Here is a 12,823-nt window from a genome sequence, read left to right as displayed (position 1 = left end):
GCGCGGAGGGCGTGCATGCAGATCGGCGTGGTGGGGCTCGGGCGGATGGGCGCGAACATCGCGCGCCGCCTGATGCGGGCGGGCCATGCCTGCGTGGTGCACGACGCCAATGCGGCGACTACCGACGCGCTTTCAGCCGAAGGCGCCGTGGGCGCCGGCTCGCTCGCCGCGCTCTGTGGGGCCCTCACGGCGCCGCGCGCTGTCTGGGTCATGCTGCCGGCCGGCGACGTCACCGAGAACGCCATCGCCGCACTCGCCGACCTCCTGTCGCCCGGCGATACGGTGATCGACGGCGGCAACACGTTCTGGAAGGACGATATCCGCCGCGCCAAGGCGCTGGCGGCTCGCGGGATCACCTATCTCGACATCGGCACGTCGGGGGGCGTCTGGGGTCTGGACCGCGGCTATTGCCTGATGATCGGCGGCGAGCGGCAGGCCGTGCAGCGGCTGGACCCGATCTTTGCGACGCTCGCCCCGGGCCGCGGCGACATTGCGCCGACCCGCCACCGGGACGGGCGGCAGAGCACCGCCGATGCGGGCTATCTGCATTGCGGACCGAGCGGCGCCGGCCACTACGTCAAGATGATCCACAACGGCATCGAGTACGGCATGATGCAGGCCTTCGCGGAGGGCTTCGACATCCTGCGCAACGCCGCCTCGCCGCGCCTGCCGGAAGAGCAGCGCCTCGATCTCGACGTGGCGGACATCGCGGAAGTGTGGCGGCGCGGCTCGGTCGTCACCTCCTGGCTCCTCGACCTGACCGCCGAGGCGCTCGCCGCCGATCCGGCGCTGGCGCAGTTCTCCGGTCATGTCGCCGATTCCGGCGAGGGACGCTGGACCGTGGAGGCGGCGATCGAACAGGCGACGCCGGCCGAGGTGCTGACCTCGGCGCTCTACACGCGCTTCCGCTCGCGCCAGGACCACACCTTCGCGGAAAAGGTCCTCTCCGCCATGCGCAAGGGCTTCGGCGGCCACCAGGAGCCGAAGTGAACACCGGCCTTCAGGCCGCGGCAGCGGCGCATCCACCACGCGCGACGGCGCTGATCGTCATGGGCGTGTCCGGTTCGGGCAAGTCGACCGTCGGCCTCGGTCTGGCGAGGGCGCTCGGCTGGGACTTCCGCGACGGCGACAGTTTCCATCCGCCCGCCAATGTCGCGAAAATGCGCTCCGGCGCGCCGCTGACCGACGCCGACCGCTGGCCCTGGCTCGACGCCATCAGCCGCCATGTCGCGGAGCTGGAGGACGGCGACGGCCATGTGGTCATCGCCTGCTCCGCGCTGAAGCGCGCCTATCGCGACCGTCTCAGGGCCGCAGGCGCGCGGCTGCGCTTCATCCATCTCGACGGCTCCTTCGACCTGATCGACGGGCGCATGCGGGCGCGGCGCGACCATTTCATGCCGCCGAGCCTGCTGGAGAGCCAGTTCGCGACGCTGGAAGCCCCCGCGCCCGACGAGCAAGCCGTGACCGTCCCCATCGCGGACGATCCCGAGGCGATCGTCGCGACGATCCTCGCCCGCCTCGCCGCCTGAGGTCAGCGCCGGCCGGGGAACTTGCCCCTGTTGCGGGCGAGATCGGCAAGGGCGCCGGCCCGCACCGCGGCCATGTCGCATTCGCCGATGACGATGCCGTAGCCACGCTCGGCGAGCATGAGCGGGTCGCGGCCGGGGATCGGGATCGTTCCCAGCACCTTGCCGGCCTTGAGCGTCGCTTCCGCCGCCCGGTCGATGCTCGCCAGCACATCCGGCTCGGTCAGCCGTCCAAGCTTGCCGAGCGAGCCGGCGAGATCGTTGGCGCCGATGAACAGGCAGTCGGCACCCGGCAGCGCGGCCATCGCCGCCGCATTCTGCGAGGCGAGGTCGCTCTCCACCTGGAGGGCGAGGAACGTGTCCTCGTGGGCGGTGTCGATATAGTCCTCGGCGAAGCCATAGAGCCCCGAGCGGGCGACGGAGGCGGAATAGCCGCGGCGGCCACGCGGCGGATAGAGGCAGGAGGCGATGATGCCCTGCGCCTGCTCCACCGTGTCGATCATCGGCACCATCAGCGAATGGATGCCGGCATCCAGCATCCGCTTGAACATGCCGAAATCGTGGCTCGGCACGCGCACCATGGCGTCGCCGCCGCCGGCCTCGACCGCGCGCACGCAGGCCAGCGTCTCCGCCATGTCGATCGGCGTGTGCTCGGCGTCGATCAACACGATGTCGTAGCCGGCAAGCGCATAGGTCTCGCAGACCGCCGGCGCGCCGGAGAACACCCAGGCGCCGAGAAGCCTCTCGCCCGCCAGGGCACGGCGCTTGATGCGGTTGCGGGTCATGGGGTCGTCCTCCGGTTTGGTGGATTTCTCTGCTCCGCCAGGATGGCAGCTGCCGCATCGATGGCGGCGAGATCGGGAATGCTCGGCTGGGCGCCGGCCCGGCTGCAGGCGAGCGAACCTGCGGCCGCGGCAAATTCGAGGGCGGTTTCCAGCCCGCGGCCGCGGTCGAGGGCGGCGGCGAGGGCGCCGCAGAACGTGTCGCCGGCGGCGGTCGTGTCGACCACCTCAACGGGATAGGCGGGGGATTCGTGGCGGATGCCGTCGGCCCAGCAGATGGCGCCCTCTGCGCCGAGCGTGACGGCGACGGCGAGGCCGTGACGTTCGGAAATCGCAGCGGCGACGCCATCCGCACCGCCGTCGGCGAGGCCGAAACCGGCGCCGAGCGCCAGCACCTCGTGCGCGTTGACGACGACGACGTCAAGGAGCGCCGCCAGTTCGGCGGGGACGGGCCCTGCCGGCGCGCGGTTGAGAATGACCCTGAGATCGCGGGCGCGGGCCCAGCGGGCGGCGGCGAGGATTTCCGCCTCGGGCACTTCCCACTGCATCAGCAGCGTGTCGCGCGGAGCGGGCGCGAGGCGTTCGAGGGCGGCCGCCCGGACGGCGGCATTGGCCCCGGCGGCGACGACGATCTGGTTTTCCCCCGCAGCGTCGACCGCGATGAAGGCGACGCCGGTCGCCGCATCGACGGGGGCGACGGCCGACAACTCGACGCCGGCGGCTTCCAGCAGGGAGAGGGCGGGCGCGGCGAAGCCGTCCCGGCCCACCGCTCCGACCATAGCGACCGCGGCGCCGGCCCGCCGCGCCGCGAGCGCCTGGTTGGCGCCCTTGCCGCCGGGGATCACGGCATAGTCGGGCCCCGCCACGGTCTCGCCCGCGCGCGGGAGGGCCGGGACGCGAGCGACCAGGTCGATGTTGATGGAACCGAAGACGATGATCATGACAGGCGGGGAATGCAGAAAGCCAAGGCTTGCGCTGCGGCCGGGACAGGGTCAAGCCGGTGTGAGCAGGGCGGCCTTGCACGACGCGGGGCGTCCATCACCGCTTTTCATTTGCCCTGAACGGGCAACCGCCCCATGTGCTCCGTCATGAGCCCCGCCACCGCCGCCATCGAGGTCGAGAATCTCGTCAAGAACTACGGACCCGTCAGGGCCGTTGACGGGCTGAGCTTTGCCGTGGCCGGCGGCTCGACGACGGCGCTGCTCGGCGGCAATGGTGCCGGCAAGTCGACGACGATCGGCATGATCATGGGGCTCGTCCTGCCGACGTCCGGCACCGTATCGGTCCTCGGGACGGACATGGTGCGGCGGCGCCACGACGTGTTGCACCGGATGAATTTCGAGAGCCCCTATGTGGACATGCCGCACCGGCTGACGGTGCGGCAGAACCTCAAGATCTTCGGGATGCTCTATGGCGTCCCGGACCTGTCCGGCCGCATCGCGACCCTCGCCGGCGAACTCGACCTCACCGCTCTGCTGGACCGGCCTTCGGGCAAGCTGTCGGCCGGGCAGAAGACGCGGGTGGCCCTCGCCAAGGCGCTCATCAACGAACCGGAGGTCATGCTGCTGGACGAGCCGACCGCTTCGCTCGACCCGGACACGGCCGACTGGATCCGCGGCCATCTGGAGCGCTACCGCGACCGTCGCGGCGCGGCGATCCTCCTCGCGTCGCACAATATGGGCGAGGTCGAACGGCTCTGCGACCGCGTGATCATGCTGAAACAGGGCCGGATCGAGGACGACGCGTCGCCCGCCGAACTCATCCGCCGCTACGGGCGCAGCAGCCTCGAGGAGGTCTTCCTTGATGTCGCGCGCGGCCGCCGGGAGAACGTCGCATGAGCGCCCGCACCCGCATCAAGATCTGCTGCATTTCCTCGCTCGCCGAGGCCGAGATGGCGATCGCCGCCGGCGCCGACGCGCTGGGCATGGTCGCCGCAACGCCGCCGGGATCGGGCATGGTCGACGATGCGACCATCCGGGCGATCACCGCCGAGGTGCCGCCGCCCATCGCGACCTTCCTCCTCAGCTCGCGGCTCACCGGCCTCGAGATCGCCGAACATGTGCGGCACTGCGGCGCCAGCACGATCCAGATCGTCGATCATATCGATCCCGGCGAGATCGCGGTCCTCGCGGTGACCCTGCCGGCCGTCAGGCGCGTGCAGGTCATCCATGTCGAGGGCCCCTCGGCGCTCGACCTGATCCCGCGCTACGAGCCCTATGTCCACGCCTTCCTGCTGGATTCGGGCAAGCCGGGCGGGACGATGCGCGAACTCGGCGGGACCGGCCGCACCCATGACTGGGACGTCAGCCGCGCCTTCGTCCGGGCGACACGCAAGCCGGTCTTCCTCGCCGGCGGGCTGACGCCGGCCAATGTGGCGGAAGCCATCGCCAAGGTGGGCCCGTTCGGGGTCGACCTGTGCACGGGGGTCAGGACGGACGGCCATCTCGACCCGGACAAGCTCGCCGCCTTCATGGCGGCGGTGAGGGCCGCATGAGCTTTTCCGTCCAGCGCGTCGGCGCGCTCTGCCTGCGCTATGTCTATCTCCTCGCCTCGTCCTGGCCGCGGCTCCTGGAACTCGTCTACTGGCCGGTGCTCAATCTCCTGACCTGGGGCTTCCTGCAGAACTATGCCATGGCCTCCACCAACAGCACGCTGTTCGTCGGCGGGGCGCTGGTGTCGGGCCTGCTGCTCTGGGAGGTGCTGTTCCGCGGCCAGATCGGCTTCTCGATCTCTTTCCTTGAAGAGGTCTGGTCGCGCAATCTCGGCAATCTCCTGATGAGCCCGCTGCGGCCGGCCGAGTTCGTCGCGGCGCTGATGGTGATGAGCCTCGCCCGCCTCGCGGTCGGGATGATCCCGGCGACGATCCTCGCCATCGCCTTCTTCGGCTTCGACCTCGCCCGGCTCGGGATCGGCTTCGCCGCCTTCTTCGCGCTTCTGGTGGTGACCGGCTGGGCGGTCGGGCTCGTCGTCTGCGGCCTGATCCTGCGCCATGGCCTCGGGGCGGAGAGCCTCGCCTGGACGATCATGTTCGTGTTCTGGCCGCTCTGCTGCGTCTATTATCCCTTGAGCGTGCTGCCGGCCTGGCTGCAGCCCTTCGCCCTGGCGCTGCCGCCGACCCATGTCTTCGAGGGCATGCGGGCGGTGCTGTCGGAGGGCGTGCTGCGCCTCGACCTGCTGGCAGCCGCAGCCGCGCTCAACGTGCTGTGGATCGTCGCGGCCTCCTTCGCCTTCGCCGCGCTGCTGGACCGGGCACGCGACGCCGGTACCCTCCTGTCCAGCGGCGAGTGACGGCTGATCATCGTCTTTCGTCTGATGTCACTCGAAAACCACGTTCATTGCGGGTTAACGCCTGGCCCTGCACGCTTGAGGTTGCGCGGGCTGTAACAAGTCCGCTACAAATTTCGCAGTGCAGCAATCGAGATTGGATCTCTGCGGGTCGGTGAGGCTTCTCCCGACGCCATGACCCGACAGGTCGCCCGACCGGACTGAAGCGACCTGGCCCAATCCTCCCCGTCCCCGGAGGCCTTTGCGTGCTTTACCACTGGTACGAAGCCACCCATGCCATGCTGTCGCCCTATCGGGCCATGGCGGACGCCACCAAGCTGGCCCTGAACAGCCCGGTCAATCCCTTCTCGCACATGCCGATGGCCAAGCAGATGGCCGCCGGCGCCGAGATGTTCGAGCGCGCGACGCGGCGCTACGGCAAGCCGGGCTTCGAATTGCCGACAGCGCTGGTCGGGGGCGAACGTGTCGCCGTGACCGAAAAAGCCGTGTGGCAGCGGCCCTTCTGCGACCTCGTTCATTTCCAGCGGGCGCTTCCGGCGCGGCGCCGGCCCGATCCCAAGGTGCTGATCGTCGCGCCGATGTCGGGCCACTACGCGACGCTGCTGCGCGGCACGGTCGAGGCCTTCCTGCCGAACCACGAGGTGTTCATCACCGACTGGCTCGACGCCCGCCGGGTGCCGCTGGCGGACGGGCGCTTCGATCTCGACGACTATGTCGACTACATTGTCTCGATGCTGCATTTCCTCGGCCCAGACACCCACGTCATGGCCGTCTGCCAGCCGGCTGTGCCGGTCTTCATGGCGGTGGCGCGCATGGAGGCCGAGGACGACCCCTTCGTCCCGACGACGCTGACCCTGATGGGCGGACCGATCGACACGCGGTCCAATCCCACCGCGGTCAACAAACTGGCCGAGGAGCGCGGCACCGAGTGGTTCCGGCGCAACGTCATCACCACAGTGCCGTTCCCGCATCCCGGCATGTTGCGTCCGGTCTATCCGGGCTTCCTGCAGATCAACGGCTTCATGTCGATGAACCTCGACCGCCATGTCGACGCCCACCGCGAAATGTTTCGCAACCTCGTCAAGGGCGACGGCGACAATGCGCAGAAGCACCGCAGCTTCTATGATGAATATCTGGCGGTGATGGACCTCACCGCCGAGTTCTACCTGCAGACCATCGAGCGGGTCTTCGTCGAGCATCACCTGCCGCGCGGCACGATGATGCATCGCAACGAGCGGGTCGATCCGAAGGCGATCAAGCGCGTCGCCCTGCTCACGGTCGAGGGCGAGAAGGACGACATCACCGGCGGCGGGCAGACGCTGGCGGCCCATGGCCTCGCCACCTCGATCCCCGAGGACATGCGCCACCACCACCTGCAGGCGGCGGTCGGCCATTACGGGGTCTTCAACGGATCCCGCTTCCGGGCGGACATCGCGCCCCGCGTCATGGACTTCATGCGCACCCACGCCTATCGCAAGGCCCAGGCCGCCAAGCCCCCCGCCAAAGCTCCCGCCAAGGACAAGCCGTCGACCAAGCCGACGGTGCTCAAGATGATCCGTGGCGGGCGCACGGCTGACGCGGCGAAAGGGAGCTGATCCCGGGCGTCCCTCGGTTTGGGTCCGCCGCACTCCGATCTGGCAGCGGGCAGCGAAAGGGGCAATCCGGTCACGACTTCGCGGCTGGCCTCGGCACGGGCGACTCGGTTAATCTGACCCCATGTCGATCATCCGCAGGCTGTTCCAGCGCGAACCCGATCCGCAGGCGATCACCGTCTCGCATGAGGGTGTGCCCTATGCGGTGGAACTACGCCGCCTGCCGCAGGCGCGCCGCTTCACCTTGCGCGTGCGCGCCGCAAGCCGCGACGCCGTGCTCTCCATGCCGGCGCGGGCCAGGCTCGCCGACGCCATCGGCTTCGCCGAGCGCCATGGTGCCTGGATCGCCACGCGGCTGAACCGCATACCCGAAGCGCTCGGCTTCGTCGCCGGCGCCGTGGTGCCGCTGCGCGGCGTGCCGCACAAGGTCGTCCACAGTCCCGACCGGCGCGGCACGGTTTCGGTGGAGGAAGGCGCCATCCTCGTTTCGGGCGATGTGGCCTTCCTGTCCCGCAGGGTCCAGGACTTTCTCAGGCGCGAGGCGCGCAAGGATCTCGAGGTGGCGACCCGCCATTATGCCGAGCGGCTCGGCGTCAAGGTGACGCGCATCGGCATCCGCGATCAGGCGAGCCGCTGGGGCTCGGCCTCATCCTCGGGGGCCATCAACTATTCCTGGCGGCTGATCCTGGCTCCGCCCTTCGTGCTCGACTATCTCGCGGCGCATGAAGTGGCGCATCTGCGCGAGATGAACCATTCGACGCGGTTCTGGCGGATCGTCCGGGACCTGTGTCCCGGCATGGACGCGGCCAAGGCGTGGTTGCGCGCCAACGGGGCGAACCTGCACCGCTACGGGGCGGAAGACTAAGGATTTCTCAGCGGATCTGTCGCAGGCGATCTATAGGAAACGCGGGGCCGGGGTCGAGGCTCCGTGGCGAGACTTCGGAATGGCCAAGCAACTCGATATTGGGCTTCCGGGCCCGGAAGGCGTGCACGAGCCCTTCGGCGGTCCGCATCTGGTCGTCGGTATAGCGGTCCCAATATGACGTCTGCCCAGCCTGTTGCACCGGAACCACGTCTTTCGGACCGACCTGCGCACCATAGGCGTTGACATATGTGCCGTCGTCGCGCTGGGTCAGGCGGCCCTGGTTGGTGAAGCTTACGCCGATCGAATAGGCGTTGAGCTGGGTGAGGCCGCGGGTCTGCCAGTAGCTCTGCCCGGCATGCCGCGCCTCGCGGTCGAGGGGAACGAGCTGAACCACGGCTCCGCTACGCGCGACGAGAATGTGGTAGGAAACGTTGTTGGGTGCAGTCCCGCCGGCGAGGAAGTTCAGCACGCCCGTGGTGCTGCCGCTCGCGGTGTAGTGGAAGATCACCGCTTCGGCCGACCGGAGTTCAGGCAAGGCGCCGGGCACGGGAACCTGTGGCACAGGCCGACCATCAGCGCAAACCAGCGTTGCGCCGTCGACCTTGAAGGCAAACGAGCCCCCGCATGGCTTGAGATCGATCTCGGCCAGCACCCTGCTCAGATCAGCAGGGTTGGTCGCGCGAGCTATGCGTGTTTGAAATTCTGGTGCGAGCGGAACAGATCGCACCGGCCCTGACCGCATGAGCCGGATCCGCTGTCTCTCGCCGGTGCCCAGTTGACGATTGAGCATTGCCTCCGCGACTCTCACCCGGTCGTCGTCGTTTTCGATCCGCGTCAGAACGTCGAGCACTTCGACGAAGTCGCGTCTCGGGCCCCCATCGTGCCGCTGAAGAAGTCCGATTGCCGCAAACCACAACGTGGCGACGATTAATGCGAGCATCGTTACCCGCGTCAGTATGCCGAGATAGTCGATAGTCCGCTCGTCATCGAACTCCGGAAGGCCGGGGAGAACGAGGTCGCCCGCCGCGCTCTTCTCTGCGGGTGGCAGAGCCTTGGCTATGAAGCTGCGAAGGGAGCCGAAGACCTCGGAGCCACGATCTTTCGGCCTCGCAATGGTGATGTGGTTGGAGTCAGTCGCTATTGGCGCGCTGTCTGAGAGGCCGGGATCAGCCGAACCCTCTCGCACAATCTTACCGAGCACGGTCGATCGCGTCTCGTAAAGGACTTTGTGCCGAAGCGAGCCAGCCCGGCCTTTGGCCAAGGCCCTGTAGGTGATGTTGGTTTGATGCAGGGCTGGCGCATTGGCCACTAGAGCGGTCGTCAACGGCGAGGGCCAGAGCAGAAGCCGCAGGCGGTCGATCAGGTTCGCATGGTCCGACCCCAGATGCGGTGTCGCTAGAAAAGCGACCTGCCGGACACCGTCGAGGAGGGCCTTTGCCCTAGGTTCGACAGCCTCCATCTGATCGAGATGGAGCAGCAGCTTCTTGACGATGATGCCGCCGAGGCTGTGGCAAACGAACGTAATGTGAGAACGGGCTAGCCCCTCTTCGTTGAAGAGAAGCTCGGCAATATTGTTGACCCGGTGCTCAATCGCCATGGGCTCGCCGAACCAGCCGCTTGGGGTGGCTTCGTATCCGAGCGTGTAGACTTCGATCCCGGAAATGCCTTCCGCCAGCCATTTCGGCCAGAAGGTATCGTCGCTGGCGACGGGCCCTGTTCCGCGCCGCCACGTGTCATAGGGATGGCCGCCCAAGCCATGGACGAAAATGACAGTTCCTCGCCGCTCGCCCGTCCAGTCGACAACCTTTATGAGTTGCGACATGCGCCCTCACTACCACGGGTGACATTCGGACGTGTCACGCGGTACGTCTAGGTCCGGAAAAATCCCGCGGCAATGGATCAGCCGATCTGCTTCTGCACGAAGACGAGGTCGAGCTTCCGGCCGAACTTCTCGCCGATGCCCGGCATCCGCCCGACCTCGATGAAACCGGCCCGGCGGTGCAGCCGCAGGGAGGCGGTATTCCGGCCCTCGATGCCGCCGATCATCACCTGCTTGCCGTCGGCCTTCGCGCGCGCGAGCAGGCCCGCGATCAGCGCCGACCCGACGCCGGAGCCGCGCCGGTCGTCGCGCACATAGACCGAGTGCTCGACGGCGTTGCGATAGCCCGACCAGGCGCGAAACTGCAGGTAGGAGCCGAAGCCGACCACGGCGCCGTCATCCATGGCGACAAGGACGGGGCTGCCCGTCCCCAGCCGGTCGCGCAGCCAGGCCAGGCGGCTCGCCAGATCGACCGGCTCGTCCGACCAGATCGCCGTGCTGGTGGCGATGGCGTGATTGACGATGTCGAGGATGGCCGGCATGTCGGCGTCGGTGGCGTCGCGCACGGTCGCGGTCGAGACGGGCATCCCCCGCGGCGGCGACAGGTCCTTCAGATAGTAGGTGGTGTCGCAGAAGCCGCCGTCGGGCAGCAGCGCGAAATCGGGCACGAAGCCGAAACGCGACCAGCCACCGCGCTCGTAGACACGCTTGGCCTCCTCGCTCGCGGTGTCGAGGATGAGGAGGTGGCGGCCGTGTCCGAGTGCTTCCTCCTCGATGCGCCGCAGCATCGAGCCGGCGATGCCCTGCCGGCGCCCGTCGGAATGGACGAGCATTTTCTTCACCTCCGCCCGATGGGGCTGGTTCGGCGGCATGTCGAGCCCGAGCTGGGCGGTGCCGATGACGCGGTCACCGAGAAAGGCGGCGACGAGAACGGTGTCGCCGGCGGCGACGCTGTCGACGACGCGCGCGAAGAAGGCCTCACCGTCGGCAAAGCCGAAGGGCTTCATGAAGCTGACCGAGGCGCCATGGGTGACGCAGTCGACCAGGACGGCCGCGAGATCGGGCAGGTGGCGCCTGGTCGCCGCCGCATCGAGCGTTTCGATCGTGATCATCGGCGCTGTCCCGGCGGGGCGGCATGGGACACCAGCACGACGCAGTAGCGCGCCGGCGCTGCCGTGCGGTTCTCGAAGACCAGCGGCGTGTCGAGCCGCATCACCCGGCAGTCGCCGGGGCCGAGGTCGGTGGTCAGGCCGGCATAGGTCAGGGTCAGCGTCCCCGCGAAGACCCAGACGAACTGCTCGACCGGGATGACGACGATATTGTCATAGGCGACACGCTTGCCCGGCGGCAGCATCACCTCGACGATGTCGGTGCCGGAGGCGTTGGGAGGGGCGACATTGCGGCGGGTATAGCCGGTTTCGGGGTCGGTGCGCACTGCCGAGGCGGCGGCGCGGCGCACAGGATCGGGCTGCGGCTGCGGCCTTTCGAACAGCGCTCCGAGGGTGACGCCGAGGGCGGCGCCGAGCTTGACCAGAAGGACCGCCGTGGCGCTGGCCTCGGCGCGCTCGATCCGCGAGATCATGGCACGGGAAACGCCGGACAGGGCGGCGAGCTGGTCCAGCGTCAGGCCCTTGGCGGCCCGCAACTCGCGGACGCGCTGGGCGACGATCTGGTCAAGCTGGTCGGTCGGATCCGCGGCGCTGTCCATGTTCCGAGAGTACCATTCTCAGATAATGGAATCAAGGACGGCCGGGACTCATCGTGCGACGGCGGCGACCGCCTCTTCGAGCCGCGCGATGTCCGCGTCGCGGGACAGGCGGTGGTCACCGTCCTTGACCAGCGTCACCACCACGTCGTCACGGGCGATCTTTTCGGCGAGCAGCATGGCGTGGCGCCAGGGCACGTCCGGGTCTTCCATCCCCTGCAGGATGTGGACCGGGCAGCCGGTCTCGACCAGGCCGCCGAGAACGAGGTTGCGGCGCCCGTCCTCGATCAGGGCCCTGGTGATGGGGTAGCCGCCCGCATCATAGGCGGAGGGGCGGAGCCAGCGGCCCTCGATCATGATCGTCCGCCTGACCTCTTCGGAAAAGGACGGCCACATCAGCACCTCGGTGAAATCGGGCGCCGGAGCGATCAGCACCATCGCCGTCGGCGGGCTCGCCATGAGCCGGGCGACGAGGAGGGCGATCCACCCGCCCATGGAGGAGCCGACCAGGACCGGCCGCGGCCCGGCGAATGCGACCATGGCAGCGGCTTCCTCCGCCCAGCGGGAGATCGTTCCCATTTCGAAATCGCCTTCCGATTCCCCGTGACCGGAATAGTCGAAGCGCAGGAAGGCCCGGCCCGTCCGCGCCGCAAAGGCGGCGAGCGCCTCGGCCTTGGTGCCCTTCATGTCGGACTTGAAGCCGCCCAGCCAGACGATGGTCGGCCCCCGTCCGGGAACGCGGCGCCAGGCGATACGGCGGGCGGCAGAGCCGGTTCCAACCGTCAGGAAGTCCGGTTCGGGCAGGTTCATCACAGTGTCAGGTCTCCGAAACGGGGAAGCCGGGAGCGACCCCTGACTACCCGCCCGCGCGACCCGCGGGCAAGACCGACGCACAAAATGCCGGCAACCATTGACTTTCGCGGCGTTTCTACCGATCTTCCCGAGCTTCCGGATGATCCGCAGGTCGGTGTGCGTCTTTCCCTCTCGGCAAGGGCGCGGCCAGCGGCGATCCGGTCCCAGCAACGTGTCAAGGAGACGCCCCCATTCGCAGACCCATGAGAGCCGCCGCCCCCGTCGAGCGTGACGGGCCGCGCATCAACGACATGATCCGTGTCCGCGAAGTCCAGTTAATCGATGCCGAGGGCGAGAACCGCGGCGTGATCCAGACTCGCGATGCCGTCCTGATGGCCGTGGAGGCCGGGCTCGACCTTGTCGAGGTCGCCCCGAATGCCGTGCCGCCCGTCTGCAA

General features: G+C 68.4%; 14 protein-coding genes. 8 read left to right on the top strand and 6 right to left on the bottom strand.

The features are described 5' to 3' along the window. Positions 1-15 precede the first annotated feature (15 nt). Together gnd and Q8O26_RS15300 are read left to right on the top strand one after the other, a co-directional pair. Positions 16-990: a phosphogluconate dehydrogenase (NAD(+)-dependent, decarboxylating) gene (gene gnd / locus Q8O26_RS15305; RefSeq protein ID WP_305577076.1), complete on the top strand. Its 975-nt coding sequence runs from the start codon at positions 16-18 to the stop codon at positions 988-990. Beyond that, the gene (locus tag Q8O26_RS15300; protein ID WP_371134577.1) at positions 987-1,529 is read left to right on the top strand and encodes a gluconokinase; all 543 of its coding nucleotides are present in this window, start codon (positions 987-989) and stop codon (positions 1,527-1,529) included. Before gnd ends, Q8O26_RS15300 begins: the two co-directional genes overlap by 4 nt. A gap of 2 nt (positions 1,530-1,531) precedes the next feature. On the opposite strand, the gene Q8O26_RS15295 is transcribed toward Q8O26_RS15300, so the two are convergent. Then, on the bottom strand, positions 1,532-2,311 hold the full coding sequence (locus Q8O26_RS15295; RefSeq protein ID WP_305577074.1) for an HpcH/HpaI aldolase/citrate lyase family protein: 780 nt from the start codon (positions 2,309-2,311) through the stop codon (positions 1,532-1,534). Beyond that, positions 2,308-3,249 (bottom strand): ribokinase, encoded by a 942-nt coding sequence (locus Q8O26_RS15290; RefSeq protein WP_305577072.1) that lies wholly within the window; start codon positions 3,247-3,249, stop codon positions 2,308-2,310. Before Q8O26_RS15290 ends, Q8O26_RS15295 begins: the two co-directional genes overlap by 4 nt. Before the next feature lie 147 nt (positions 3,250-3,396). Here Q8O26_RS15290 and Q8O26_RS15285 point away from each other — a divergent pair, with 147 nt between their 5' ends. The 5 genes from Q8O26_RS15285 to Q8O26_RS15265 all read left to right on the top strand — a co-directional run bounded on the left by Q8O26_RS15285 (position 3,397) and on the right by Q8O26_RS15265 (position 8,050). Continuing rightward, positions 3,397-4,146 (top strand): ABC transporter ATP-binding protein, encoded by a 750-nt coding sequence (locus tag Q8O26_RS15285; RefSeq protein WP_305577070.1) that lies wholly within the window; start codon positions 3,397-3,399, stop codon positions 4,144-4,146. Continuing rightward, positions 4,143-4,802 carry a phosphoribosylanthranilate isomerase gene (locus Q8O26_RS15280; RefSeq protein WP_305577068.1) on the top strand — a complete coding sequence of 220 codons (660 nt, stop codon included), beginning with the start codon at positions 4,143-4,145 and terminating at the stop codon, positions 4,800-4,802. The genes Q8O26_RS15285 and Q8O26_RS15280 overlap by 4 nt, the downstream gene beginning before the upstream one ends. After that, positions 4,799-5,596, top strand: a complete 798-nt coding sequence (locus Q8O26_RS15275; RefSeq protein ID WP_305577066.1) for an ABC transporter permease — start codon at positions 4,799-4,801, stop codon at positions 5,594-5,596. Before Q8O26_RS15280 ends, Q8O26_RS15275 begins: the two co-directional genes overlap by 4 nt. Positions 5,597-5,838: 242 nt before the next feature. Then, positions 5,839-7,188, top strand: a complete 1,350-nt coding sequence (locus Q8O26_RS15270) for a polyhydroxyalkanoate depolymerase (RefSeq protein WP_305577064.1) — start codon at positions 5,839-5,841, stop codon at positions 7,186-7,188. A 121-nt stretch (positions 7,189-7,309) separates the two neighbouring features. Continuing rightward, positions 7,310-8,050: a M48 family metallopeptidase gene (locus tag Q8O26_RS15265; RefSeq protein ID WP_305577062.1), complete on the top strand. Its 741-nt coding sequence runs from the start codon at positions 7,310-7,312 to the stop codon at positions 8,048-8,050. A 7-nt stretch (positions 8,051-8,057) separates the two neighbouring features. Here the strand turns inward: Q8O26_RS15265 and Q8O26_RS15260 are convergent, their stop codons facing one another. From Q8O26_RS15260 to Q8O26_RS15240, 4 genes are all read right to left on the bottom strand, one after another. Continuing rightward, positions 8,058-9,872: an N-acetylmuramoyl-L-alanine amidase gene (locus Q8O26_RS15260; protein ID WP_305577060.1), complete on the bottom strand. Its 1,815-nt coding sequence runs from the start codon at positions 9,870-9,872 to the stop codon at positions 8,058-8,060. A 77-nt stretch (positions 9,873-9,949) separates the two neighbouring features. Further along, positions 9,950-10,981 (bottom strand): N-acetyltransferase family protein, encoded by a 1,032-nt coding sequence (locus Q8O26_RS20770; RefSeq protein ID WP_371134576.1) that lies wholly within the window; start codon positions 10,979-10,981, stop codon positions 9,950-9,952. Further along, on the bottom strand, positions 10,978-11,577 hold the full coding sequence (locus tag Q8O26_RS15245; RefSeq protein WP_305577058.1) for an XRE family transcriptional regulator: 600 nt from the start codon (positions 11,575-11,577) through the stop codon (positions 10,978-10,980). The genes Q8O26_RS20770 and Q8O26_RS15245 overlap by 4 nt, the downstream gene beginning before the upstream one ends. A 48-nt stretch (positions 11,578-11,625) precedes the next feature. After that, the gene (locus Q8O26_RS15240) at positions 11,626-12,384 is read right to left on the bottom strand and encodes a carboxylesterase (RefSeq protein ID WP_305577055.1); all 759 of its coding nucleotides are present in this window, start codon (positions 12,382-12,384) and stop codon (positions 11,626-11,628) included. Between the two features lie 233 nt (positions 12,385-12,617). Between Q8O26_RS15240 and infC the strand changes: the two genes are divergently transcribed. Beyond that, positions 12,618-12,823 (top strand): translation initiation factor IF-3 (infC, locus tag Q8O26_RS15235; RefSeq protein ID WP_305577442.1); only part of this gene is annotated, 206 nt, incomplete at its 3' end.

Origin of the sequence: Phreatobacter sp. (genome assembly GCF_030691135.1) — a bacterium.
Lineage (GTDB): Bacteria > Pseudomonadota > Alphaproteobacteria > Rhizobiales > Phreatobacteraceae > Phreatobacter.
The sequence above is the reverse complement of the archived record's forward strand: the minus strand, read 5'-3'. Positions and strand labels throughout refer to the sequence as shown.